This is a genomic window from Streptomyces sp. YIM 98790 (assembly GCF_011421595.1).
GTDB lineage: Bacteria > Actinomycetota > Actinomycetes > Streptomycetales > Streptomycetaceae > Streptomyces.
In genome coordinates, this window is sequence record NZ_WTLH01000001.1 from 1 (window position 1) to 23,654 (window position 23,654).

Sequence of the window (23,654 nt, forward strand, 5' to 3'; positions counted from 1 at the left end):
GCTGCCGGCGCCGGGCGCCCGGCGCCGCGCCGCGGGCCGGTGCGGCTCCCCCCTGATCTGGAGGACTTCACGGGGCGGGAACCGCTGGTGGACGAGCTCCTTGCCGAGCTGCGGCGGGAGACGGCGGCCACCGTGGTCCTCACCGGGGGACCGGGTGCCGGAAAGACCGCGCTCGCCGTCCGGCTCGCCCACCGGCTCGCCGGCCGCTATCCCGACGGCCGGGTCATGACGTCCCTGCGGGACGACCGGGGCGCGCCCCGGCCGTGGCCGTCCGTGCTCGCCGAGCTGTCCCGGGCGCTCGGCTGCGCCGCCGAGCTGCCCGCGCCGTCCGGGCATCCCGAGGCCGCGGCGGCCTGGCGTGCCTGGCTCGCGGACCACAGGGTCCTGCTGGTGCTGGACGGCGCCGCCGACGCCGGGACCGCGCGCCGGCTGCTCCCGGACGCCGGGCCGGCCCGGGCCCTGCTCACCGCGCGCGATCCGCTGGCCGGGCTGGAGCCCGCCCGTCGCTTCGCGGTGCCGGCGATGACCCCGGAGGAGGGTGCCGGACTGCTCGGCCGGATCATCACGGCGGAGCGGGCCGGGGCCGACCCGGACGCGGCCCGGCGCATCGTGACCGCCGTGGACGGGCTGCCGCTGGCGCTGCGGATCGCCGGGCACCGGCTGGCGATGCTGCGGAACACCCCGCTGCGTGCCTATGCCGACCGGCTGGCGCGGCCCGGCGAGGCACTCGACCTGCTGGCGGCGGGGAGCTGGCGGCTGCGGGACCGGCTCGCGGAGGCCGTGGCCGAACTGCCGCCCGCGCAGCGGGAGACCCTGCGGGCACTGGGCGGCCTGCCCTCCCCGGCCTTCCGCCTCACCGAGGCGGCCCGGGCCCTGGGGCGCCCGCCGGCGCAGGCCGTCCCGCTGCTGGAGGCGCTGGTCACCTCAGGGGTCCTGGCACCGGCCGGGGCCGGGCCGGACACCCCGGCCGGGCCGTCGGCGGCGGAGTGCTTCGTGCTGCCCCGGCTGCTCTGGCTCCACGCCGGCGGTGAGCGCGCCGCCGTGCCCGTGCCCGCCGCCTGAGCCGTGCCCGTGCTCAGGCCCGGGGCCGGGACCGTGCTCAGGCCCGGGGCCGGGACCGTGCTCAGGCCCGGGGCCGGGCGCCCCCGGCCCGCCCCTCGTACACGCCCTGCACCCGCGCCAGATACCCGGCCTGGAAACGGCTGTAGGCACCGAGCTGCTCCATGATCTCGGCGATGTGCTTCCGGCAGGTGCGCAGCGACATGCCGAGTCTGCGCGCCACCACCTCGTCCTTCATGCCCTGGGCGAGCAGCCGGATGATGGCCGACTTCACATCCTCCCGGGCCGCGCTCTCCGACCACGCCGGGCTGTAGGGGGTGGCCAGCGACCAGGCGTGGTCGAAGACCGCGCAGAGATAGCCGACCGTCGAGGGATCGCGGACCACGATCGCCGCGTTGACATCGCTCTGGTGCGGCAGGAAGAGCACCTCGCGGTCAAAGGCGATCATCCGGCCGAAGAGCTCGCTCAGCGTGCGGACCTCGGCGCCCTCGCCGGTCATCCGCCGGACATACTCCTGGGTGGCCGGGTGATGCCGCGCGGTGTGCTGGTAGAGCGTGCGCATCCGCACCCCGCGCTGCAGCATGTCCCGGTCCCGGGCGTAGGCCTGCTCCAGGAGCTTGGGCGCCCGGCCGCCCCCGGGCTGGCAGGTGCGCACCTCCTCGCGGCAGCGCAGCGAGGCGTCGGAGATCAGGCCCACCACCGTCTCCAGCTCCCGCACCTCCTGCAACGGCGGGCGCGGCTGGTCCACGCGCCGCGCCTCCGCGTACACGGGGGCGAGCAGCGTGAGCTCGTCCCGCAGCCGTTCGGTCTCGGCGAGCTGGCGGCGCAGCGCCAGCTCGCGCGGGGTCACCAGTTCGGCCAGCGCGGATTCCGGGGGGACCGGTGAGTACCGCCGGGGAGACTCCGGCAGCCGCCGCACCAGCCGCAGCCGGGCCAGCACGGCGAGCGCGTCGTCCAGCTCCTGATGGCCCATCTCCAGCACCTGCGCCGCCGCCCCGGAGTCGACCTCGCCGTGCCTGCTCATCCAGCGGAAGACGGTCAGCTCGCGCTCGGTGAGCTGAGGTAAAGGCGCCTCGGGATCCGCCGGGATGGGCTCCATATCAGCCGATGGTAGGCGCATGTGGAGATCAGGTGAAGGGCGCCGTGACGACAGCGGGCCGGACACACCACAGGGAGCCCATGCCATCGGGCATGGGCTCCCTGCTCGGAAAGCGGAGGCTCCGGGATTTGAACCCGGGATCGGGGATAAACCCGAAACCGCATTAGCAGTGCGGCGCCATAGACCAGACTAGGCGAAGCCTCCTCGTCGCCCCGGCGCGGCCGTGACCGGCCGCGTGGGCCGACCGGCTGCACTGGACAGCGCGTGCAAATGATGCCACAGCCGCGCGCTGGGCAGCCAATCGGGACCAACCCTACGGGCTGCGCCCGCCCCGCGTCGAGCGGGTTCCGCCGAGTTGCGCAACGCCCGGAGCCCGGCAGCGTTAGAAGGTGGGAAGGGGCCGGAAAGGGCCGACACAGGGAAAGAGGTAGGGGACATGCCGGTTGTCTCGCACACCGTGCTCGCCGCGCTCACGCTCGCCGCGGCGGCCGTCGCGCCCGTCTCCGGGGCCCCGGCCGGGGGCCCCGGAGACGACACCGAGCCGGGCGCCCGGCTGACCGTCTCGGTCCGGGACGGGCAGAGCCGCGGGGTGGAGGAGAGCCACATTCTGGAGTGCCACCCGGCGGGCGGGGATCACCCGAAGGCGCGCGCGGCCTGCGATGCGCTGGACGAAGCAACCGCGAGCGGGGACGATCCGTTCGCGCCGGTGCCCGAGGACGCCATCTGCACCCAGATCTACGGCGGCCCCTGGAAGGCCGAGATCCGCGGCGAATGGAACGGCCGGACCATCGACGCCGAGTTCAGCCGGCTCAACGGCTGCGAGATCGCCCGCTGGGACCGCCTCGTCCCGGCCCTGCCGGATGCGAACCAGCAGGACGGCGACCCCTCCGGCGAGGTGCCCGGCCGGCAGGAGGAGCAGCAGGAGGGCCGGCAGGAGCGGCAGACGAGCGGGGAGGGCCGGGAGAGCGGCCTGTGGGGCTCCCCGCAGCGCGCGGGCGGCGCGGCCGGCATCATGCGGTGAGCCCGGCGCGGCCACCCCGGCAGCCCCAGCAGCCCCCACGGGTACGCCCGCCGCTGCCCGGACATGAACCGATCATGCACGCAAACCCGCGGCCAAGAGCAACGCGGCCCCGGCCACAGACCGGCGCGAAGCGGTGCGGGACAATGCATCGGCGAACGCACCACCGCACGGCGTACCGGTCCCCGTAGACTCCCCCTGAATGACACGCACGGGTATCCGGCCGTCCGTATGACCGTCGGCGACGTGCGCGACACCACACGGGTCAAGGGAGGATCGACGTCGTGAGCAGCAGGCCAGCGAGGGGCGCTGCTCGCCTCGCCGCCATACTCGACGCACTGCCCGACGCGCTGCTGCTCGTCAACGGGAACGGCACCGTCGTCAACGCCAACACCATCGCCACGGAGACCCTGGAGCTCCCCGGCGCACCACTGGTCGGCCGCGGCCTGCTGGACATCGTCCCGGACTTCGATCCGCGGCGGATTCCCGGCTCCATGCGCCGCCCGGAGGAGGACCACGGCGCACGGACCAAGCCGACCCGGATGATCGCCCGGCGCACGGACGGCAGCGAGCTGTGGGTCGAGGTGACGAGCGCCCTGCTCAAGGCGGGCAACCTCTCCCCCTATGCGTCGGCCGTGGAGGCGGCCTTCTTCGACGACGACACCTCCGAGGAACTGCTGCTGCTCGTGGTCCGCGATCTCACCGGCACCCTGGACACCGAGGCCGAGCTGGTGCGCCAGCAGCGGCAGACCGAGATGATCCTGCGTGCCGCCTCCCAGGGCGTGATCGGCGTGGACACCGCCGGCCGGGTGGTGCTGGTCAATCCGGCCGCCGCCCAGATCCTGGGCCACCGGGCCAGCCGGCTCGGCGGCCAGGAACTGCACCCGCTGATCCACCACTCGCGCCCCGACGGCTCGCCCCTGCCGTACGAGGAGACGCCGCTGCACGACACTCTCTCCTCCGGGCGCAAGCACCGGGTGCGCGGCCAGGTGCTGTGGACCAAGGACCGGCGCGCGGTGCCGGTGGACATGACGACCGCCCCGGTGCGGATCGGGGACCAGCTCGTCGGCGCGGTGCTCGCGTTCACCGACCGCCGCCCGTACGAATCGCTGGCCGCCCGCCAGGCACAGCTGCTGGCGGTACTGGACGACGGTCTGCGCGGGCCGCTGGAGGAGCTGAAGCGCGAGCTGTCCACCCTGGCCAACGATCCGGCCGGGCAGCTCTGGCCGGAGGCCAACCAGATACTGCACCATCTGGCGGCCGGCTACTCGCGGATGACCACCCTGGTGGACAACGTGCTCAGCTACCAGCGGCTGGACGCCGGCGAGGAGAAGCTGAGCCGCAAGCTGGTCTCGCTGGACGAGGTCGTCAACGCGGGAGTGGAGGGTGCCACCGAGCTGATCGGGCCCGGCCGCGCGCAGTTCGCGGTGCACGCCCCGCCGATCGAGGCCGAAGTGGACCCGGACCGGCTGGCCCAGGCGATCGCCCATCTGGTGGCGGACGTCGCCGGGGTGGACGCCACCGGGCGGGCGCAGAGCGGCTCGGCCGCCGGCGATTCGACGATCGTGGTCGCCGCCGCCCAGCGCGGCGAGGTGGTGCGGATCGAGGTGCGCGGACCGTTCACCGGCGGTGATCCGGTGCACGCGCCGCTGGTGCGCGGCATCGTCCGGCTGCACGGCGGAGTGCTCCAGACCCATGAGCTGCCCGGTGCCTCGGCCGGTCAGGCCTATGTGCTGGAGGTGCCGGTGAGCGCCGCCGCGGGCGCCGGGGACCGGCCGGCCGCGGGAGAGCGCCCGGGCGGCGGCACCTCGGGCGGCGGCAGCAACGGCGGCGTGCAGGACGGCAGCGGGGAGACCACGGTGATGCCGGTTCCCACGGAACCGGCCCGGGGCACCACGCAGGCCGTGGGGGAGGCCGCGCGGCAGCAGGTACAGCAGCAGGCCCAGCAGCAGGCCCAGCACCAGGCGTCACAGCCGCGGCTGCCGGTCCCCGCCCAGGGACAGGGCCAGGAACAGGGCCCAGTGCAGGGCCAGGGCCAGGTGCACGGCCAGCTGCACGGCCGTCACTCGGGCTCCGTCGAGCTGCCGTCCCGGGGAGCGGGCACCCCGGTTCCGGCACAGGGCAGACACGGTCCGGAGGCGGCGCCGGGGGCTTCGCCGCCGGGGACTCCGCCGCAGCCCAGCGGCCGGAGGCGGCGCCGGGTGGCCGCGGAGGACACCCCCGCCCAGCCGATGCAGGTGCCGGTGGCGGTACCGCAGGGCGAACCGGCCTCCGGGGCGGGAACGCCCAACCCCGCCCTGCCCCAGCAGGCCCAGCCGCAGCCGCACTCGCAGCCGCACTCGCAGCCGCAGGCCCAGCCGGGCGGCGCCGAGGAGCAGGCCACCGGCGGCACCGGCCGGCGGCGCCGTGCGCTGGCCCCGGTCGAGGCCGCGCCGCAGGCCCAGCAGGCCCGGACCGCCGCTCCCGAGGCGCCCGCCATCCCCAGCCAGCCGGAGGGCGACCAGCCCACCGGCCGCCGGCGGCGCCGGGCCATCGCCCAGGAACCGCCGCAGCAACAGGAGCCGGAGCAGCGCCGGGAGCCGATCGCGCTGCCCGCCGCCGAGCCGCAGCAGCCCCGGCCGCAGCCCGGACTGCAGCCCGAGCCGCAGTCGGCGGGCATGACGAACGGGCCGGAGCCGGGGCCCGCCCCGGGCATGCCCGGCGTGCCGGGACAGTCGCGCGGGACGCAGGAGAGTCATCCCTCCTCACCCGGCATACCGGTTCCGGCCACTGCCGTGCCCGCCGGGTCCGCGCCCGCCCCGGCACCGGCGCCGGGACAGGAGGCCGCGGACCAGCAGACACCGCCGCCGCAGGCGCGGCCGGAGCGGCCGGAGGGCGAGCAGCCGTCCGGTGACGTCCCCGGCCCGGCCGCGGCGGAGGAGGAGGACGGCGAGCCGCCGGTCATGGAGCACACCGTGGTGGCGGCCAGCCCGATCCTCAACGGTTCCGTGCCGCAGCCGCAGCTTCCCGCCCCGCAGCCGCTGCCCATGCCGGGCAGCGACCGGGCGAACCGGACGGACGCGCGGGCCTCCGCCGTCAATGTGCAGACCCTGGGCCAGGGCATCCCCGTCTCCCAGCTCACCCAGCACCTGGCGGCCGAGCAGCGGGCCGGCACCGCGCCCGGCGTCCACGGGCCGGCGCCCGCCCCGGCGAACGCCTCACCGGCGTCCCCGGCCTCCCCGGTGCCCGCGCCCGCGCCGGTGCCGGCTCCGGCACGGCGCCGCAAGCTGGCCGCGCCGCCGCCCGAGAACCCCTCAGGGGAGCCGGCGGCGTCATCCGGGGGCGGCCGTCCGCAGCTCCCCTCCCGGCCGCAGCCGCAGCCGCAGCCACAGCACCCGGCTCCGGCCCAGGCCCAGGCCCAGCAGGTCCGGACTCAGCAGGCCCAGGCTCCCCAGGGCCCGGCTCCGGCCGCCCGGACCCGTCCCCAGCCGCAGCCGGCGGACCAGCCGCAGCAGCGGGCCGGGGCCCCGGCCGCCCGGTTTCCGCAGCCCGCGGGGTACCCCCGTCCCGAGGACCCGCGGCTCGCCGCACCGGGCGGACCGGCCGGACCGGCCGGACACCCCCGGGCGGCCCTGGCCGGCCCCCGCCCCGCGGCGCCGGTCACCCCGCACGGCCCGGTGGAGGGCGGCCGGCAGTTCGCCATCAGCGCCCCGGCCGCCGGCTCGGGCGAGGGTCCGGAGCCGCTGGACGGCCCGAACGGTGCCGTGGAGGTCACCGGTGGCCGCCCGCACCAGCCGTCGGCCGGCGGCCCGGCCGGCGACGAACTGCCGCCCGAACCGCTGGACAACCCGCGCCGGCTGCTGGTCTGGCCCGAGCCGGACCCGTCCACCCAGCAGGCGCTGACCGACTGCGGCTACCGACCGGTGCTGGTGCAGTCCCGGGAGGAAGTGGACGCGCAGATCGCCGCGTATCCGGCCGCGCTGTTCGTGGACCCGCTGACCGGGCCGATCACCCGCACCGCGCTCCAGTCGCTGCGCCAGGCGGCGGTGGCCGCCGAGGTCCCGGTGCTGGTCACGGCCGGGCTGGGCCAGGCCGGGCGGGACGCCGCGTACGGCGCCGACCCGGCCGTGCTGCTCAAGGCGCTGGCGCCGCGGGACAGCGAGCAGCACCCGCCGCGGGTGCTGCTGGTGGAGGAGCGCGAGCCGATCGTGGCGGCGCTCACCGCCTCGCTGGAGCGTCGCGGGATGCAGGTGGCGCACGCTCCGAGCGACCCGCAGGCGGTGGAGCTGGCCGCGCAGTTCCGCCCCAATCTGGTGGTGATGGATCTGGGCCAGGTGCGGCGGCGACGCGCCGGGATCGTGGACTGGCTGCGGGCCAACGGCCTGCTCAACCGCACCCCGTTCGTGGTCTACACGGCGGGCGGGCTGGAGCCTGCGGTGCTGCCGCAGCTCGCCTCCGGCGAGCGGGTGCTGTTCCTGGCCGAGCGGGCCACCACCGAGGACGTGCAGGACCGGATCGTCGATCTGCTCGCCCGGATCGGCGCCCAGTAACGGCCCGCTTTCCGCGCGACCGCATGCGAGGGGGGCGGGGAGATCCGGACCGGATCTCCCCGCCCCCCTCGGCACGCCGTGCCGCCGCCACCCCCGGCAAGCGGCCCAACGGCCCAACGGCTCAGCGGTTCAGCGGTTCAGCGGTTCAGCGGTTCAGCGGTCCAGCGTGGTGACGTCCAGGGCGCCCTCGGCGTACTGCTTGCGCAGCACCTTCTTGTCGAACTTGCCGACGCTCGTCTTCGGCACGCTGTCGATCAGCGCCCAGCGCTCCGGCACCTGCCAGCGGGCGACCTTGCCGGCGAGGAATTCGCGCAGTTCCTCGTAGCCGACCCCGGTGGTGCCCTCCTTGAGGACCACGGTGGCCAGCGGGCGCTCGCCCCACTTGTCGTCCGGCACCGCCACCACCGCGGCCTCGGCCACCGACGGGTGACCCATGAGCTGATTCTCCAGTTCCACCGAGGAGATCCACTCGCCGCCGGATTTGATCACGTCCTTGGCGCGGTCGGTGAGGGTCAGATAGCCGTCCGGGGTGATCACCCCGACGTCACCGGTGCGCAGCCAGCCGTCCGGGCTGAACTTGTCCTCCGGGCGCAGCGGCTCGGCGTCCGGTCCGCCGAAGTAGGAGCCGGCGATCCACGGGCCGCGCACCTCCAGCTCGCCGGCCGACGTGCCGTCCCACGGCTTGACGTCGCCGTCCGGGCCGATCAGCCGGGCCTCCACCAGGGCGGGGAAGCGGCCCTGGGTGATGCGGTACGGCCAGGCCTCCTCCGGGGAGAGCGTGGCCGGCGGGTGCGCCACGCTGCCCAGCGGCGAGGTCTCGGTCATGCCCCAGGCCTGTACGACCTTGATGCCGTGGCGCTCCTCGAATGCCTTCATCAGGGCCGGCGGGCAGGCCGAGCCGCCGATGGTGACGCTCTTCAGGCAGGACACATCACGGGGGTTGGCCTCCAGCTCGGCCAGCAGACCCTGCCAGATGGTGGGGACGGCGGCGGCGTAGGTGGGCCGCTCGGCCGCGATCATCTCGGCGAGCGGGGCGGGCTGGAGGAAGCGGTCGGGCATCAGCAGGTTGATGCCGGACATGAAGGCGGCGTGCGGCAGCCCCCAGGCGTTGACGTGGAACATCGGGACCACCGGCAGGCACATGTCCTCGTCGGTGAGGCCCATGGATTCGGCGGTGTTGACCTGGAGGCAGTGCAGGAAGATCGAGCGGTGGGAGTACACCACGCCCTTGGGGTCGCCGGTGGTGCCGGAGGTGTAGCAGATGGCGGCGGCGGCGCGTTCGTCCAGCTCGGGCCAGTCGAAGTCGGTGGGGCGGCCGTCGAGCAGGTCCTCGTAGGCGTGCACGGCCGGCTCGGCGCCGTCCAGCAGGGCGGTGTTGCCGGGGCCGACGACCACGATGTGGCGGACCGTCTTCAGGCCGGGGAGCAGCGGTGCGAGCAGCGGCAGCAGGGTGCCGTTGACCAGGATGACCTTGTCCTCGGCGTGGTTGATGATCCAGGCGAGCTGCTCGGGGGGCAGCCGGAGGTTCAGGGTGTGCAGCACCGCGCCCATGCTGGGGATGGCGAAGTACGCCTCCAGGTGCTCGCCGTTGTTCCACATCAGGGTGGCGACCCGGTCGCCCTCGGTGACGCCGAGCTGGTCGCGCAGGGCGTGGGCGAGCTGTGCGGTGCGCCGGCCCGTCTCGGCGTAGGTGCGGCGCTGCGGCTCGGCGCCGGTCCAGGTGACCACCCTGGATCTGGCGTGAATCGTCATGCCGTGCCGCAGGATGCGGCTGACCAGCAGCGGAACGTCCTGCATCGTGCTGAGCACCGTGTCCTCCCGGGGGTACGAGGGTGGCATTACGCGCGAGTAACGCCGTACGCCCCGGCAGTCTGACACCGACCGGACGGTATGTCATGAGGTCGGGCGCATACTCGGGGAGGAAATATGGCACCGACGCCCTTCTGCGCCTCTCCCCGCCCTTCCCTCCGCTGCCCCTCCGCGCCCTTCTTCCGTCAGGCGGCCAGCGACCCTGCTCCGGCTCCGGCAGCCGCCGCCAGCCGCCCGCCCCCGCCCCGCCGCTCCTCGCCCCCGTCCTGCTCCTCGTCGGCCTCCTCGTCGGCCAGCCGGGCGTCCACCACGGCCGCCAGCGCCGCGTCCTCGCGCAGCTTGGCCAGGGCCCGGGAGACCGCGCTCTTCACCGTGCCGACCGACACCCCGAGCAGCTCGGCGGTGCGGGCCTCGCTCAGGTCCTCGTAGTAGCGGAGCACCACCATGGCCCGCTGCCGGGCCGGCAGCCGGCGCACCGCCTGCCACATGGTCTCGCGCACCGCCTGCACCTCGGCCGGGTCCGGCTGGGGCAGCGGCTCGGGCTCGGGCAGCTCCTCCACGGCGTACTCGTCCACCCGGCGCTTGCGCCACTGCGAGGTCCGGGTGTTGACCAGCGCCCGGCGGACGTAGCCGTCCAGCGCCCGCTGGTCGGCTATCCGCTCCCACTGCACATAGGTCTTGGCAAGGGCGGTCTGGAGCAGATCCTCGGCATCGCTGGGGTTCGCGGTCAGCGAGCGGGCGGTGCGCATCAGCACCGGTCCGCGGGCCTTCACATAGGAAGTGAATGTGAGCGGCGTCACCTGCGCGGCAGTGGCTGCGGTCGAGGTGCTCCCTGGCGTGGTCATGCTCCATAACTTAGGAGCGGGACCCCCTCCGGCGGATCGGCCCGAGGTCGCGATGCGTTCTCCGCCCCAGGGAGTAGAGGGGTACCTGGAGACACCTCCTGGAGGTGGAGGGACCCGGCAGGGTACCCGGGGCCGGCCTCAGGGATTCACCTGATGATCGCCCCCGCGGCCGCAGCGCCCACCGGCCGCGGGGGCGGCCCGGTCCTGCCGGGGGCGGCGGTCACGCGGCGCGAGGACACGACGGCCCGGGAACACGACGGCCCGGGAACACGGCGACGCGGCCGCACCGTCCACGGTGCGGCCGCGCGCCTGACCCAGTGAGCACACCATCCCGTCGTTCCGGCGTCCCGGGCCCCTACCCCAGGGGGATCCGGGAGCCGGTGGTCACCACCACAGGCCTCCGAAGGAAACGTCGACGTTGTCGTTGGACTGGTCGATCGCGGTCAGGCCGCTGCCGACCACGCCGGCGGTGTTGCTCTGGTTCGAGGCCCCGCCGCCGGTGGCGATCTGCTGGGTGGTGGCGGAGTTGCCGTTGTTGGTGCCACCGACCCCGCTGCCGATGATGGTGCCGACGGACGCATTCGATCCGTAGCCCGCGAACGACCCGCTGTCGAAGCTGTCCGCGTGAGCCACTCCGCCGAGCAGCCCCGCCGTCAGCGGCAGGGCGGCGAGCGCGGCGACGACGCGGGCGGTACGGATGATTGCCATGTATTCCTCCAGGCTGCAAAGGCATTGGGCCGCGGGGAGGTTGGCCGGCCACCCCGCGAGAGAACGACGTCGCGGAAGCAGAGTTGCCCGGGAAGACTCCGGTGAACGCCCCCGCGCCGGGCTATTCCCCCGCACGAATGACAATCGGCGGATAAACCCCGCGCGCCTCACCCGCCGCTCATGCGCCGTCCCCGCACACCTCCAGGCGGTGCGCCAGACCGGGATCGGGCCGGGGGACGGTGCCGAAGTCGTTGTCGTGCTGCACGGCCAGACGCCGTACCGCGGCGGCGAGTTCGCCGTTCCCGCTCCGCGCCCAGTGGCCCTCGGCGGGCACCGCGCCCAGGCCGCTCAGGGTGCGCAGCAGCATCGACTCCACCGTGCTGAAGCCGCTCCGGTACATCGTGCGGGAGGGCTCGTCCCAGGCGTAGAACGCCCGCAGCGGGTCGCTCGCCGGCTCCTGGCCCGCTGCCGCCCCCGCGCCGGAGCCCCCCGTGCCTCCTCCTCGCTCTTGTCCCCTCCCTTCTCCTCTCCCTTCTCCTCCGCGCTCTTCCAGCTCGGCCGCCTGCGCCGCCCAGTGCTGGGCGTCACGCAGCTCACCGCGCTGCAGGTGCAGCAGATAGAGGAACAGCGCGGCCGTGGACCCGCCGGCACCGGCGCAGAACTGCCACCAGAACTGTGCGCCGTCGGTGTTGCCGGCCAGATGCAGCAGGCAGGCGAAGGTCAGCGCGCCGTCCGGCTCGATCCGCGGCGAGTCCACCAGACCGGCCATGTTGCCCACCGCCCGGGAGTCGCGGATCACGCGCGCGGAGAGCGCCAGCAGGTCGTGCGCCGCCTGCTCCGGCAGGCTGACCGGCAGGGGGGCCTCCGGGCGGGCCAGGAAGCGCCGGGGGTGGGTGTCCCGGTGCAGCGTCTCCTGCCAGGCCACCTCGGCGAGCTCGTGTTCGATACGCAGTCGCGAAGCGGCGATCTCCTCGGCGCCCGCCCCGCCGGCCGGGACGGCGGCGTCCGCCAGCAGAGCGTCCAGCCCGTCTTCCGCCCGCATCACACTTCCCCCTCCCTCTCCCGCTCCGTCTCTTCCTCTTCCCGGTCCTCTTCCCGTTCCACGTCCCGTTCCTCGTCCTCCTGCGGCGCGTGCAGCCCCAGCTCGCGGCCCAGCTTCCGCCGCGCGGCCGTCCGGTGGCTGCGCACCGTCGCCTCGGCCACCCCCAGGATCTGCGCGACCTGCGGGCTCCGGTGTCCGAGAACGTACTGCAGGACGATCACGTCGAACTGCCGCTCCGGGAGGTCGGCGATGGCCGTGTACAGGCCGATCGCGCTCTCCAGGACGGCGAAGCGGTCACGGACGTCACTGAGCACCTTGCGGCAGACCTTGCGAAAGGCAGCGGTCTCGGGCATCGCGGGCTGGCGGCCGAGGAATATGAGCACCTCGGCGATGCCCGCCTTGAGGATCGCCCAGGCCGCGGCGGCCGGTGCCTCCTCTCGCATCAGCCTGTTCCAGTGCACCGCGAGATGGACGAAGACCCGGTGGACCAGCTCCTCGGCCTCCTTCCGGTCGCCGAGCTGGAGCTCCGCGTACGCCAGGTACACCGGGTAGAACTGCTGGTGGAAACCCCGCCAGGCGGCGGGAAGCCGTACATTCAGTTCGCGCACCGCCCTGTCCGGCTGCCGCCGGTCGTCGTCGCCGGTCCTCATGCACGCCTCCCGTGGTCCTCCAGCACCGGATCGGGACGGTGGCGGCTGCTGCTGCCGCCGCCACCGCTGCGGTGCGGGTGCCGGCGTTCGGCCAGGGCATCCGCGCCCACCCGGACCCCGACGCCGAGCACCCACCGGACCAGGGCCCGCGCGTCCGGCGCGAGCACGCGCAGCGCGATGGCGAGGACCAGCACGCTGTTCACGGAATCGTGGCTCAACACTGCGCTCCTTCTATGGGGTCGGCGCACCAGGAGAGCTCCCTCGCTCTCAGCAATCAGCTAAGCGCGTTGGGTGGTGAATTGTTGAATCCTCTTTCGAGTCCTTCCGGAACCAGTGGTTCCACTTCTGTGCATCGGCACAGGAACGGAGCCCGGCCCTCCTTTGGCCCTGCCACCACCCCGTGCGCTGACCTGCACCCCTTGCCCGTCTTTGCAGTGATCCACCGCAATCCCGCAAATACCTGTCAGTTCCCGCGAGTTGCACCCCTTGTGACCGACCTCACACCACCACCGGCAGAACGGAGAGTCACCCCCTCCGCGACCGCCCCCGCCCCCGGTAGAGGCCCGCCGCCCACAGGGAGACGGCCCGGTCACCGGCCTCCCCGAAGCCTCCCCGCCCAGCCCTTCCCGGCCCCCGTCACCCACACCACAACGACGGCCCCTGACCAGGAAACCCTGGTCAGGGGCCGTCTCAGTGCGGAGGCTGTGGGATTTGAACCCACGGTCGGGTTGCCCCGACGACGGTTTTCAAGACCGTTCCCTTAGGCCGCTCGGGCAAGCCTCCCGGGTGCCGCGCGCGGGGCGGGCGGCACGGGGGACAGCGTAGCGTCTGCGGTCCCGAGGGAGGTCAGTTGCTGTCGCCCACTCGGGAGTCGAGGGTGACGGTGGCGGTGTGCTCCTCGCCGTTGCGGCGGTAGGTGAGCTCCACGGTGTCGCCCGGCTCGTACGTCCAGATCTCGGAGATCAGGGTGGGGCCGCTGTCGATGAGGCGGTCGCCGAACTTGGTGATGACGTCACCCGGCCGGAGGCCGGCCTTGTCGGCAGGGCCGTCCTCGACCACCGGCTCGGAGCCCTGGGAGCCCTCGGTGGGGATCTGGGCGCCCGCCGTGCCGGACTCGCGCATGTCGACCGAGACGCCGAGGATCGCGTAGACCGGTTCGCCGGTCTCGATGAGGTCCTGGGCGACGCGCAGCGCCTGGTTGATCGGGATGGCGAAGCCCAGGCCGATGCTGCCGGCCGGCTGGCCCAGGGCGCTGCTGGACTGGATGGCCGAGTTCACGCCGATCACCGCGCCGGAGGAGTCCAGCAGCGGGCCGCCGGAGTTGCCCGGGTTGATGGAGGCGTCGGTCTGCAGCGCGCTCAGGTACGAGGCCGCGCCGCTGCCGTCGCTGGAGGCGACCGGCCGGTGCTTGGCGCTGACGATGCCGGTGGTGACCGTGCCGGAGAGCCCGTACGGGGCACCGATGGCCACCGTGGTGTCGCCGACGGCGACGTCGTCGGAGTTGCCCATGGGCAGCGGCTGCAGGTCGCGGTCGCCGGCGTCGTCCAGGCGGAGGATGGCGACGTCGTACCCCTGGGCGCCGCCGACCAGCTCGGCCTCGTAGGTCTCGCCGTCCGAGAAGGTCACGGCGAGCGTGCCGCCGCTTTCCGCCGGGGCCACCACGTGGTGGTTGGTCATGATGTGGCCCTCCTCGTCGTAGACGAAGCCGGTGCCGGTGCCGCCCTCGCCGTTGCCCTCGGCGGTGATGGTGACCACGCTGGGCAGCGCCGCTTCGGCGATGCCGGCCACCGACTCGGGGGGCCGCTCGGTGCGCTCGCCGGTGGCGGTGTTCACCGTGGAGGACGGCCCGGAGGTCTCGGAGGCGCTGTCCGCGGTGTCCGCGGCGAGGTAGCCGATGGCGCCGCCCGCGCCGCCCGCCACCAGGGTGAGGGCGGCCACCGCCGCGATCAGGCCCGTCCTGCGACGGGGCGGCGGAGGCGGCGGCGGGGGTGCCGGATACGTCCAGCTCCCCGTCGGGGCGGGGGGCGGCGGTGGCGAGGACGAGGAGGAGGAGGGGGGCGAAGCGGGAGGGGTGGGAAGGGAGGGGGGCGCGTCCGGCCGGGTGGGGACGGGCTCCTCGGGCGGACGGCCGGTGCCGCCGTCGTTCTCGGTGCTCACCGCGGTCTCCTCGGATGCACGACAGGTGGGGGATGTGGAGGGTCGGGTTTGCTGTTCCGACCCTAAGTAGCTGTGGGAAGTTTCGCTCGCGGGACGTCAGTACGGCGTAAGTCTGTGCGGGTGGCCGGCCGCCGGGTGGCACGATGAGGCGATGAGCGGTGCACGGGAGCGGGGCGGGCACAGAATCGCCGTGGTGGCGCACCGGGGGGCGTCCGAGGACGCGCCCGAGCACACCCTGGCCGCCTACCGCAAGGCAGTGGCGGACGGCGCGGACGCGCTGGAGTGCGACGTGCGGATGACCGCCGACGGTCATCTGGTCTGTGTCCACGACCGCCGGGTCAACCGTACCTCCAATGGCCGCGGTGCGGTGGCCGCCATGGAGCTGGCCGAGCTGGCGGAGCTGGATTTCGGGTCGTGGAAGTCGCCGGGTGGCGGGACGGAGAGCCCGGACAGCCTGGACCCGGAGGGTACGGCGGTGCTGACCCTGGAGCGGCTGCTGCGGCTGGTGGCGGAGGCGGGCCGGCCGGTGGGGCTGGCGATCGAGACCAAGCATCCGACCCGCTGGGCGGGGCAGGTGGAGCGCAGGCTGCTGGAGCTGCTGCGCAGCCATCCGGTGCCGGGCCCGGTGCGGGTGATGAGTTTCTCGGCGCGCTCCCTTCAGCGGGTGAAGATGCAGGCGCCGGAGCTGCCGACCGTGTACCTGATGCAGTTCATGCTGCCGCGGAACCGCTCGGGGCGGCTGCCGGCCGGGGCGCGCATCGCCGGGCCGAGTATCCGCATCCTGCGCCGCGATCCCGGTTATGTGGCGCGGGCACACGCCAGTGGGCACCAGGTGCACGTCTGGACGGTGGACGCGCCGGAGGACGTGGAGCTGTGCGCGGCGCTCGGCGTGGACGCCGTGATCACCAATCGCCCCCGTTCGGTGCGTGCACTTCTTGACGAGCTGGGCTGAGGGCGTCCGGGCATCGAGCTCTGAACGACTTGCTTGGGCAAACGTCCGGTTGTGCCGACAATTGTCCTTACGGGACGTTGAGCGGCCCGGCACAGCGGGTGAGGATAACGAGTCTCTTGATGTGACGATCATTACAAACACATCAACAGTTCTGGTTGCGGCGGTTTCCGGCCGAAGTCCGCAGGGCATCTGACCTGTGGCGTGGGGCAAAGGAGGTCTCGGGGGTGGCGTTGGTGGTAACTCGGCAGGTGCCGACGTCGTCGACGATGTCCGTACCCCACGGCCCGGCCGGTGTGGGTGAGGCGCGTCGCCGGCTCAGGCAGGATTTGCGAAACCGCGGTGCGTCGGACGCGGTGATCGACGACGCGGTGCTCATTCTTTCCGAACTTCTCAGCAATTCGTGCCGGCATGCCCGGCCGCTGGAGGACGAGCGGGTGCGCGCCTCCTGGGGCCAGGACCAGGACGGCGAGGTGACCATCGCGGTGACCGACGGCGGCGGGCCCACCCGTCCCCGGCTCGGCATGCCCTCGGTCACCGCCCGCGGCGGACGCGGCCTGACCATCATCTGTTCGCTGGCGCGCGACTGGGGCGTGCTGGAGGGCGACCCCTCCGGCGCGGTCACCGTCTGGGCAGTGCTGCCCGTGCCGCGCGGCTAGCCGGCGGGGCGGCTAGGCTCACGCACGGCGCCGTGGCCCGACCCGGCGCCGGAGGACGGAGCAGCCGCCGGGTCCCGCCCGGTTCCTGCGGGGTCTCCCCGGTCCCCCGGTCTCCCGCACCCGCGGGGTCCCGGGCCCCAGGGGTCCCGGGTCCGCGCACGGAGCGGGCCGGAGGCCGGCCCGGAGGCCGGACGCGGCGGCGGCCGTCAGCCGAACCGCCGTGGCCCGCCGTCGCGGCACACGTACCGACGCAGGAGTCGTTTCCGTCATGGCCAAAAAGCGCCGCCCCCAGACCAAGGCCGCCGCCGCGCCCCGGCCCGCCCCGCGCACCGACGGGGAGATCCCGGTCGTCGGTGCCCGCGAGCCCTGCCCCTGCGGCTCCGGCCGCCGCTACAAGGCGTGCCACGGCCGCGCCGCCGCCCAGGCCGCCACCGAGCTGGTGCGCCGCCCCTTCGAGGGGCTGCCCGGCGAGTGCGACTGGGTGGCGATGCGCGAGCTGGTGCCCGCCGCCACCGCCCCGCTGACCCTGAAGGACGGGCTGCCCGCGGACGTGCCCTCGGTGGCGCTGGCCACCGTGCTGCCGCTGGCCTGGCCCGCGCTGCGCCGGGACGACGGCAGCGTGCTGATCGCGCTGCAGAACGACACCGCCACCGGCGACCTCAGCCGGGATCTGGCCGATGTGCTGCTGCGCGCCCTGGAGACCGAGCCGGGCACCCCGGTCCCGGCCCGGCGCACCGGCGCCGAGGGGCCGCGGCTGCAGGACCTGCTCGACCTCGGCGCTCCGTTCGAGCCGCAGGTGCACGAGGGCTTCGAGTTCTGGCTGGGCTCGGCCGAGCAGGCCACCGGGGAGGTCGCCGCCTCCCTGGAGCGGGCCAACGAGGCGGCCATCCCGACCGTGCGGCTGTCCGGCGTGGACGCCGCGTACTGGTGCCGGGTGCCGGACAAGAACCATCTGCGCTGGGTGATGCCGCATCCGGAGGAGCGGCTGCTCAACGCGCTGGCCCGGCTGCACGCGGCCGGTGCCTCCGGGCTGGGCGAGGGCACCCGGCTGGTCGGCTCGTTCCGGGCGCACGGGCTGATGGTGCCGGTGTGGGACCTGCCAGGGGCGATGACCGCGGAGGAGTGCGAGAAGCCCGCGGCGGCCCTTGCCGAGCGGCTGGCCGGGGCGCTGGAGTCCACCGTGCCGCTGACCGCGGACGAACGCCGGGCGCGCAGCGGGCTGGCGAACCGCCAGGTGACGCTGAACTGATCCGCCGGGCTGATCCGCCGACACGCCGCGCGGAGCCGGGGCGGGGTGGGGCGGGGCTGATGCGGCGGCAGGCGGTGCGGGGCCCTCAGACGGTGTTGTGTCAACCGCCGTTCGCACTAGCGCAGAGGTGCCGCGGTGGTGCGCCGGGGGAGCGCGGGCGCATTGCGGGGGCGCGTACCGGCCGGTGATTCCGGACACAAGTGACTGGCGAGGCAGGCAAGTTCGGCCATCGGCCCGATCCGGGATTTGCGAAACGGGCAGGAGTTGTTACCGTCTGAGCTGGGCCCGGTCGTTGGTGTATCCCCCGTCGCCAGCGACCGGGTTCTCTGCTGCCGGTTCGCTCTCCGCGCGCAGCTCCGTCCCGTCCTCCCCGTCCTCCCCGACCGGCGAGACCTCGGCCACCGCCAGGTAGGGCTGCCGGCCGGGGCGCTCCGCGGCGGTGGGCTCGGGCGGGGTCTCACAGGTGCCCGGCTCGTCCCCGGGCGGCAGCGTGCACTGCACCTGCACCCGGCCGCCGTCCGGCCGGTGCACGGTGAGCCGTCCGGTCAGGGTCCGGGACGAGTCGTTGGACCAGTAGAGGCGGCCCCAGGTCTCCGGGCCCTGCGTCAGCACACAGGCCTGGGCCCGCACCCCCTCCGGAGAGCTGACCTCGGTGCCGCAGAACGCTCCGGCCCCGGCCATGGTGCCGGGCCCGCTGCCGGGATGGTGCGGGCCGGGAGCGGGTGCGGCGACCCCGGTGTGCGGCGCGCCCGCGGCGCCGGCGTCGGGCGGGGTACCGGCGGACGGGGACGGGCCGACCGTGACGAAGGCCAGGGGCAGCCCGAGGACCAGGGCCACCGCGCTGGCGAACGCGGTTGTCCGGAGTCTGGAGGCGCGCGGTGTCGGTTCGTGCACGGGGCCACCCTGCGGTTCGCCGGGAACAAACAATGGTGCTGCCGGTGCTGCGGTCGGTGACCGAGCTGTTGCAGGGACGATAACCGCAGACCGGGCTCGTATTCCCGGTCGTATCCCCCCATTCCTGCGCCGGGGAGAGAAGACGTGACCCCCCGGGGTGAAACCGGCTAGCCCAGCCGGGTGCCGGTACCCGTGCCCGTGCCCGGCGCGCTGCGATCGGCGGCGATCAGGACGTCCAGCAGTTCCGCGGCGCGCGGCAGCCACACCGGCCGGGGCAGGCCGGAGGCCGTGGCCGCCCGGACGGGCGGGCCGGCGGCGGGAACCGGCCAGAGGACCGGGCGGTCCGGTCCGGTCGTCGCCCGGCGGCGCGGCGGGCGCAGCCAGCGCACCGGCCCGGCGCCGCTGCCGGCACCCGAGGGCAGTGGCAGATAGCCGCCAGGGCCGTGGAAGCGCAGCCCGGCACCGGGGCGGCGGTCCGGTGCGCCGTGGGGGCCCCGGGTCTCCGGGGACGCCGGGGATGCCGGGGACGCCGGTTCTCCGGGACGGCTCCCCGGCCGTCCGGGTGAACCGGGGCGGCCGGGGCGGCCGGGCTCGTCGCGGCGGCGGCCGCCGGGCGCACCGCGCGTCATCAGCGCGCAGAGCAGTTCGCCCAGCTCCGGCCGCTCGTAGGGCGCCACCAGCAGGGCGACCCGGCCGCCCACGGCCAGCACCGGGCCGGTGCGCACCCCCAGCCGGTCGAGCTCGGACACCGCCCGCAGGGCGGGCGCGGCGGGCAGGCTGATCGCGCACACCGCGGCACCGGTCGCCAGCAGCACCGGGGCCTGCGGGCGGCAGGTCCACCACCAGCCCACCATCCGTGGATCGGTGGTGGCGGCCAGCAGCCCGGGATCGTGCGGATGGGCGCCGGGCGCGACGCAGTCGGTGCTTGCGCAGCGGCAGTTGCCGCCGGGTAGGAGTCCGGCGCCGGGTACCACCGGCCAGCGCCAGCGAGACGCGCAGATCAGGGCCGTCTCGCCGGGCAACGGCCGGGCCCGGCGTCGTCTCCGCCTTCCGAGGAAATCACGCATGCGCGCTTGTCCTTCCCTCCGCCGGGGAATGGGCAATTCACCCCCGGGCCGTACCTGCCCGGGGCGGACGGGCGGTCGGTCGCGGACGGACGGGCGCATGCCCCCCGGACCCGCAAGGACCCGGGGCGGTACCCGTACGGCCCCCGATCAGTCGACCGCCTCGTGCTGTACAAGCGTCCCTTTTCCGCCAACCTTGTCCCGGCCCGGCCTGTCGGGCCGAAAACACGCGGGCCACATGGACATCATCGGATCCGATCGGACCTTCGGTCGATTGTGCTGGACATCACATCGCCAGCACGTGTACATCTGGAATGTCTCCATGGTGGCGCAGATGACATGGGGGTTCGCGATGCTAGTGCGAGATGTCGGCACCATGAAAGCCGAACGCCATGAATAGCTCACCCCCGCCGAATGTGGCCGGTTTCCACCGCTCGCTGTCCGCTCTGCCCCAAGATGCTTCACCCCCCGGGGCGTCGTCCGCCTCCGCCGATTCCCCGCACCCGGTTCCGCCCGGGACGCTGACCGAGAGCCGTCCCGGCGGCGTGCAGGACCGGCTCGCCTGCTGGATCTCCGACCTCACCACCCTCCACGACCTCACCGAACGTCTGAGCCGCACCACCGGGCTGGACGAAGCCCTCCGCGAGACCCTGCGCGCCGGGGCCGGCCTGGCCGGCGCCCGCCGCGGGCTGATCGCGCTCCGCCCCTCCGACCGTGAGGCCGAGCATCTCATCGGGCTCGGGCTCGGGCCCTCCGAACTGGGGGACATCGAGACGGTACCGCGCGGTTCCGCTTCCTATGCCAGGTTGATCGACGGATTGCTGCCGATGCGCGCCGGCGCACGCACGGGCGGTGCCGCCGGGCACGGCGGGGGCGGTGAGACGGGAGAGGCCCGGAAACCCGCGGTGGCCGGGGAGGCCGCGGTGGCCGGGGTGGCCGCGGTGGCCGGTGAGGCGGCAGCCGGCGGTGGCGAGGAGATCGCGCTGCGTGACATCCCGCACAACCCGGCCCTCCACCCCCGGCACCGTGAGGTGGCCGCCCGGCTCGGCTTCGCCGCCAGTTACGCCCTGCCGCTGTTCGGCGACGCACAGGGGCTGCGCGCTGCGGCGGCCGGCCGGGCCTGGCCGGACGGGCCGGAGGGGGCGGAGGGGGCGGACGGCGGTGCCGTGCCGCTGGGCGCCGCCGTCTGGCTCTACGACGACGACGCCCAGCCCGACGATCGGCAGCGGCATCTGCTCGCCCTCTACCTCCGCCAGGCCACCCAGCACATCGCCAACCGCCTGGAGCTGGCCCGGGCCCGTACCGCCGTCAAGGAGGTCCACGACGGGCTGCTGCCGCGCCGGCTGCCCCATCTGCCGGGCGTCGGGCTGGCCGTCCGCCACCTCTCGCCGCCGGACGGGGGCGGCGCCTTCTACGAGGCGCTGCCGCTGCCCGAGAACGCCCTCGGCCTGGCCATCGGCTCGGTCAGCGGCTCCGGCCCCGCCGCGGTGGCCGCCATGGGGCGGCTGCTGGCCGGGCTGCGCGCCTACGCGGTGATGGAGGGCGAGGACCCGGTGGCGGTGCTCTCCGATCTGGAGCTGATGCTGCGGGTCACCGAACTGGTCCGGTCGGCCACCGCGCTGTTCGGATACGCAGAGCCGGCCGCCCGCCGGATCGTGGTGGCCTCGGCCGGGCATCCGCCGCCGCTGATCGTCGGCGAGCGGCGGGTGGAGTTCGCCGAGACCGCGCTCTCCGCGCCGCTGGGCATGCTGGCCTGCTGGGAGGCGCCCAGCGTGGAGATCGAAGTCCCCAACGGAGAAACGGTTTTGCTGTACAGCGAGGGCCTGCTGCGGCGCACCGGCGAGGCACCCGACCTGGCCGCCGCCCGGCTGACCGCGGCCGCGCACGCCGCCCGCCCGGAGATCCGCCGCGATCCGGACGCGCTGCTCGCCCATGTGCTGCACCGGATCGCGCCCGGGCCGGACGCCGACCCGGTCACCGTGCGGGCCGCCGAGACCGCGGCGCGCACCGAGGACGCCGTGCTGCTGGCGGTCCGCTTCCCGCGGGACGGCGAGCTGTTCTGATTCCGGGATCGATCCGGCCGCGGTGCCGGCGGTGCCGGCGCGCCGGCGGCACGCGCGGCGCCCGGCCAAGATCAGGGGCATAACCCTGTCGCGCGCCTTACGCCGCCGCCTACGATGGGAAAAGGCCCGCGGGTGGTCCCACCGCACCGGCCCCACCAGCATCAAGGAGGCATCTGACGTGTCCGACGTGGCCAAGGATGAGGAGCAGACCCCGGAGAACCCGGAGGAGATGCCCGAGACCGTGAAGCCGCGCAAGAACGGCCTGTCCCCGGGCGTCTCCGACGAACTGGCCGAGAACATGAAGCGCGGCTGGGCGGACACCGAGATGCGCGATCTCGCCCCCGTGCCGCAGGCCGGGCACACCGCCCGCCGCCGCGCCGAGCTCTCCGCCCGCTTCCCCGGCGAGCGCCTGGTGATCCCGGCCGGCCGGCTGAAGACCCGCTCCAACGACACCGACTACCCGTTCCGCTCCGGTGTCGAGTACACCTACCTCACCGGCGACCAGACCGAGGACAGCGTGCTGGTGATGGAGCCGGACGAGCAGGGCGGCCACCGGGCCACCCTCTACCGGCTGCCGCGCTCGGACCGGGAGTCCGGCGAGTTCTGGCTGAGCGGCCAGGGCGAGCTGTGGGTCGGCCGCCGGCACAGCCTCACCGAGGCCGAGCGGCTGTACGGCATCCCGTGCCAGGACGTGCGCACCCTGCCCGAGAAGCTGGCCGAGGCCACCGGCCCGGTGCGGGTGGTGCGCGGCCACGACCCCGGGATCGAGAAGGCGCTGCACGACAAGGTCACCGCCGAGCGGGACGCCGAGTTCCACACCTTCCTCTCCGAGATGCGTCTGATCAAGGACGACTGGGAGATCGAGCGGATGACCGAGGCCTGCGAGTCCACCGCGCGCGGCTTCGAGGACGTGGTCCGGGTGCTCGACCGGGCCAAGGCCACCTCCGAGCGCTACATCGAGGGCACCTTCTTCCTGCGCGCCCGGGTCGAGGGCAACGACGTCGGCTACGGCTCGATCTGCGCGGCCGGCCCGCACGCCACCACCCTGCACTGGGTGCGCAACGACGGCCCGGTGCGCGACGGCGACCTGCTGCTGCTGGACGCCGGGGTGGAGACCCGCGAGCTGTACACCGCCGACATCACCCGCACCCTGCCGATCAGCGGCCGGTTCACCGAACTGCAGCGCCGGGTCTACGACGCGGTCTTCGAGGCGCAGGAGGCGGGCATCGCCGCCGTCCGCCCGGGGGCCAAGTTCAAGGACTTCCACGAGGCGGCGCAGCGGGTGCTGGCCGGCAAGCTGGTGGAGTGGGGCCTGCTGGAAGGGCCGGTGGACCGGGTGCTGGAGCTCGGCCTGCAGCGCCGCTGGACCCTGCACGGCACCGGCCACATGCTGGGCATGGACGTGCACGACTGCGCCGCCGCCCGCCGCGAGGCGTATGTGGAGGGCACGCTGGAGCCCGGCATGTGCCTGACCGTGGAGCCGGGGCTGTACTTCCAGGCGGACGACGAGACCGTGCCGGCCGAGTACCGGGGCATCGGCGTCCGGATCGAGGACGACATCCTGGTGACGGAGGACGGCAACGTCAATCTCTCCGCGATGCTGCCGCGCGGCGCCGACGAGGTCGAGGCCTGGATGGCCCGCCTCCAGGGCCGCTGAGGCCGCCGGCGCGCCGGCGCTATGGCGCGCTGAGGCCGCTGAGCGTCTGCCGCCCGCCCGCTGCGCCGCCGGGCGGCGCTGTCAGCCCCGTCCGGGCGCTTTCGCGCCGGGGCGGGGCTTCGGTGCTCCGGCCCGGCGGCACAGCGCGCGGCGTGGCCTCGGCGGCGGTGCCCCGCCGCCGGCGGGAGCCGGGAGCGGGTTCA

General features: G+C 74.5%; 16 protein-coding genes, 2 tRNA genes and 2 pseudogenes. 8 read left to right on the forward strand and 12 right to left on the reverse strand.

The window, feature by feature from the left end; genetic code table 11:
• Positions 1 to 1,062: NB-ARC domain-containing protein (locus tag GQS09_RS30190; protein WP_207957294.1), on the forward strand; the 1,062-nt coding region annotated here is incomplete at its 5' end.
• 61 nt (positions 1,063 to 1,123) lie between these two features.
• On the opposite strand, the gene GQS09_RS00010 is transcribed toward GQS09_RS30190, so the two are convergent.
• Positions 1,124 to 2,158, reverse strand: coding sequence for a LuxR family transcriptional regulator (locus GQS09_RS00010; RefSeq protein WP_165983842.1), 1,035 nt, complete (start codon positions 2,156 to 2,158; stop codon positions 1,124 to 1,126).
• A 113-nt stretch (positions 2,159 to 2,271) separates the two neighbouring features.
• Positions 2,272 to 2,362 (reverse strand) — tRNA-Ser (locus GQS09_RS00015).
• A 232-nt stretch (positions 2,363 to 2,594) separates the two neighbouring features.
• Here GQS09_RS00015 and GQS09_RS00020 point away from each other — a divergent pair.
• Positions 2,595 to 3,179, forward strand: a complete 585-nt coding sequence (locus GQS09_RS00020) for an SSI family serine proteinase inhibitor (RefSeq protein ID WP_207957295.1) — start codon at positions 2,595 to 2,597, stop codon at positions 3,177 to 3,179.
• A 281-nt stretch (positions 3,180 to 3,460) separates the two neighbouring features.
• Positions 3,461 to 7,705, forward strand: a complete 4,245-nt coding sequence (locus GQS09_RS00025; protein WP_165983843.1) for a PAS domain-containing protein — start codon at positions 3,461 to 3,463, stop codon at positions 7,703 to 7,705.
• A gap of 153 nt (positions 7,706 to 7,858) precedes the next feature.
• On the opposite strand, the gene GQS09_RS00030 is transcribed toward GQS09_RS00025, so the two are convergent.
• The 8 genes and pseudogenes from GQS09_RS00030 to GQS09_RS00065 form a co-directional block, all read right to left on the reverse strand.
• A complete protein-coding gene (locus GQS09_RS00030; protein WP_165983844.1) occupies positions 7,859 to 9,514 on the reverse strand; it encodes a long-chain fatty acid--CoA ligase in 1,656 nt (551 codons plus the stop codon).
• A 311-nt stretch (positions 9,515 to 9,825) separates the two neighbouring features.
• A pseudogene (locus GQS09_RS00035) lies at positions 9,826 to 10,359 on the reverse strand (SigE family RNA polymerase sigma factor); the annotation flags it as partial.
• A 384-nt stretch (positions 10,360 to 10,743) separates the two neighbouring features.
• Positions 10,744 to 11,067: a hypothetical protein gene (locus tag GQS09_RS00040; protein ID WP_165983846.1), complete on the reverse strand. Its 324-nt coding sequence runs from the start codon at positions 11,065 to 11,067 to the stop codon at positions 10,744 to 10,746.
• Positions 11,068 to 11,245: 178 nt separating this feature from the next.
• Entirely contained in the window at positions 11,246 to 12,109 is an 864-nt protein-coding gene (locus GQS09_RS28470; RefSeq protein WP_243760977.1) for a hypothetical protein, read from the reverse strand.
• Complete coding sequence (locus GQS09_RS00050; RefSeq protein ID WP_165983847.1) at positions 12,109 to 12,759, reverse strand: RNA polymerase sigma factor; 651 nt, start codon at positions 12,757 to 12,759, stop codon at positions 12,109 to 12,111. Before GQS09_RS00050 ends, GQS09_RS28470 begins: the two co-directional genes overlap by 1 nt.
• Positions 12,756 to 12,977 (reverse strand): hypothetical protein, encoded by a 222-nt coding sequence (locus GQS09_RS00055; protein WP_165983848.1) that lies wholly within the window; start codon positions 12,975 to 12,977, stop codon positions 12,756 to 12,758. The genes GQS09_RS00050 and GQS09_RS00055 overlap by 4 nt, the downstream gene beginning before the upstream one ends.
• Before the next feature lie 478 nt (positions 12,978 to 13,455).
• A tRNA-Ser gene (locus GQS09_RS00060) sits at positions 13,456 to 13,542 on the reverse strand.
• A 63-nt stretch (positions 13,543 to 13,605) separates the two neighbouring features.
• Positions 13,606 to 14,916, reverse strand: a complete 1,311-nt coding sequence (locus GQS09_RS00065; protein WP_165983849.1) for a S1C family serine protease — start codon at positions 14,914 to 14,916, stop codon at positions 13,606 to 13,608.
• 151 nt (positions 14,917 to 15,067) lie between these two features.
• Here GQS09_RS00065 and GQS09_RS00070 point away from each other — a divergent pair, with 151 nt between their 5' ends.
• The 3 genes and pseudogenes from GQS09_RS00070 (at position 15,068) to GQS09_RS00080 (ending at position 17,773) form a co-directional block, all read left to right on the forward strand.
• A complete protein-coding gene (locus GQS09_RS00070; protein ID WP_165983850.1) occupies positions 15,068 to 15,868 on the forward strand; it encodes a glycerophosphodiester phosphodiesterase in 801 nt (266 codons plus the stop codon).
• Positions 15,869 to 16,023: 155 nt separating this feature from the next.
• Positions 16,024 to 16,506, forward strand: a pseudogene (locus tag GQS09_RS00075) (ATP-binding protein); the annotation flags it as partial.
• A gap of 286 nt (positions 16,507 to 16,792) precedes the next feature.
• Positions 16,793 to 17,773 carry a DUF5926 family protein gene (locus GQS09_RS00080; protein WP_165983852.1) on the forward strand — a complete coding sequence of 327 codons (981 nt, stop codon included), beginning with the start codon at positions 16,793 to 16,795 and terminating at the stop codon, positions 17,771 to 17,773.
• Between the two features lie 267 nt (positions 17,774 to 18,040).
• Here the strand turns inward: GQS09_RS00080 and GQS09_RS00085 are convergent, their stop codons facing one another.
• Positions 18,041 to 18,667 (reverse strand): hypothetical protein, encoded by a 627-nt coding sequence (locus GQS09_RS00085; protein ID WP_165983853.1) that lies wholly within the window; start codon positions 18,665 to 18,667, stop codon positions 18,041 to 18,043.
• Between the two features lie 167 nt (positions 18,668 to 18,834).
• A complete protein-coding gene (locus GQS09_RS28885) occupies positions 18,835 to 19,734 on the reverse strand; it encodes a bifunctional DNA primase/polymerase (protein WP_165983854.1) in 900 nt (299 codons plus the stop codon).
• A gap of 542 nt (positions 19,735 to 20,276) precedes the next feature.
• Between GQS09_RS28885 and GQS09_RS00095 the strand changes: the two genes are divergently transcribed.
• Together GQS09_RS00095 and GQS09_RS00100 are read left to right on the forward strand one after the other, a co-directional pair.
• The gene (locus GQS09_RS00095; RefSeq protein ID WP_399552361.1) at positions 20,277 to 21,794 is read left to right on the forward strand and encodes a PP2C family protein-serine/threonine phosphatase; all 1,518 of its coding nucleotides are present in this window, start codon (positions 20,277 to 20,279) and stop codon (positions 21,792 to 21,794) included.
• 229 nt (positions 21,795 to 22,023) lie between these two features.
• The gene (locus GQS09_RS00100) at positions 22,024 to 23,451 is read left to right on the forward strand and encodes an aminopeptidase P family protein (protein ID WP_165983908.1); all 1,428 of its coding nucleotides are present in this window, start codon (positions 22,024 to 22,026) and stop codon (positions 23,449 to 23,451) included.
• The last annotated feature ends 203 nt before the right edge of the window (positions 23,452 to 23,654 follow it).

Bases quoted from the DNA above. Each gene is read 5' to 3' on its own strand.
- GQS09_RS00040 (WP_165983846.1), bottom strand. From the start codon at position 11,067: ATGGCAATCATCCGTACCGCCCGCGTCGTCGCCGCGCTCGCCGCCCTG.
- GQS09_RS28885 (WP_165983854.1), bottom strand. From the start codon at position 19,734: ATGCGTGATTTCCTCGGAAGGCGGAGACGACGCCGGGCCCGGCCGTTG.
- GQS09_RS00100 (WP_165983908.1), top strand. From the start codon at position 22,024: ATGCCCGAGACCGTGAAGCCGCGCAAGAACGGCCTGTCCCCGGGCGTC.
- GQS09_RS00080 (WP_165983852.1), top strand. From the start codon at position 16,793: ATGGCCAAAAAGCGCCGCCCCCAGACCAAGGCCGCCGCCGCGCCCCGG.
- GQS09_RS00070 (WP_165983850.1), top strand. From the start codon at position 15,068: ATGAGCGGTGCACGGGAGCGGGGCGGGCACAGAATCGCCGTGGTGGCG.
- GQS09_RS28470 (WP_243760977.1), bottom strand. From the start codon at position 12,109: ATGCGGGCGGAAGACGGGCTGGACGCTCTGCTGGCGGACGCCGCCGTC.
- GQS09_RS00050 (WP_165983847.1), bottom strand. From the start codon at position 12,759: ATGAGGACCGGCGACGACGACCGGCGGCAGCCGGACAGGGCGGTGCGC.
- GQS09_RS00010 (WP_165983842.1), bottom strand. From the start codon at position 2,158: ATGGAGCCCATCCCGGCGGATCCCGAGGCGCCTTTACCTCAGCTCACC.
- GQS09_RS00020 (WP_207957295.1), top strand. From the start codon at position 2,595: ATGCCGGTTGTCTCGCACACCGTGCTCGCCGCGCTCACGCTCGCCGCG.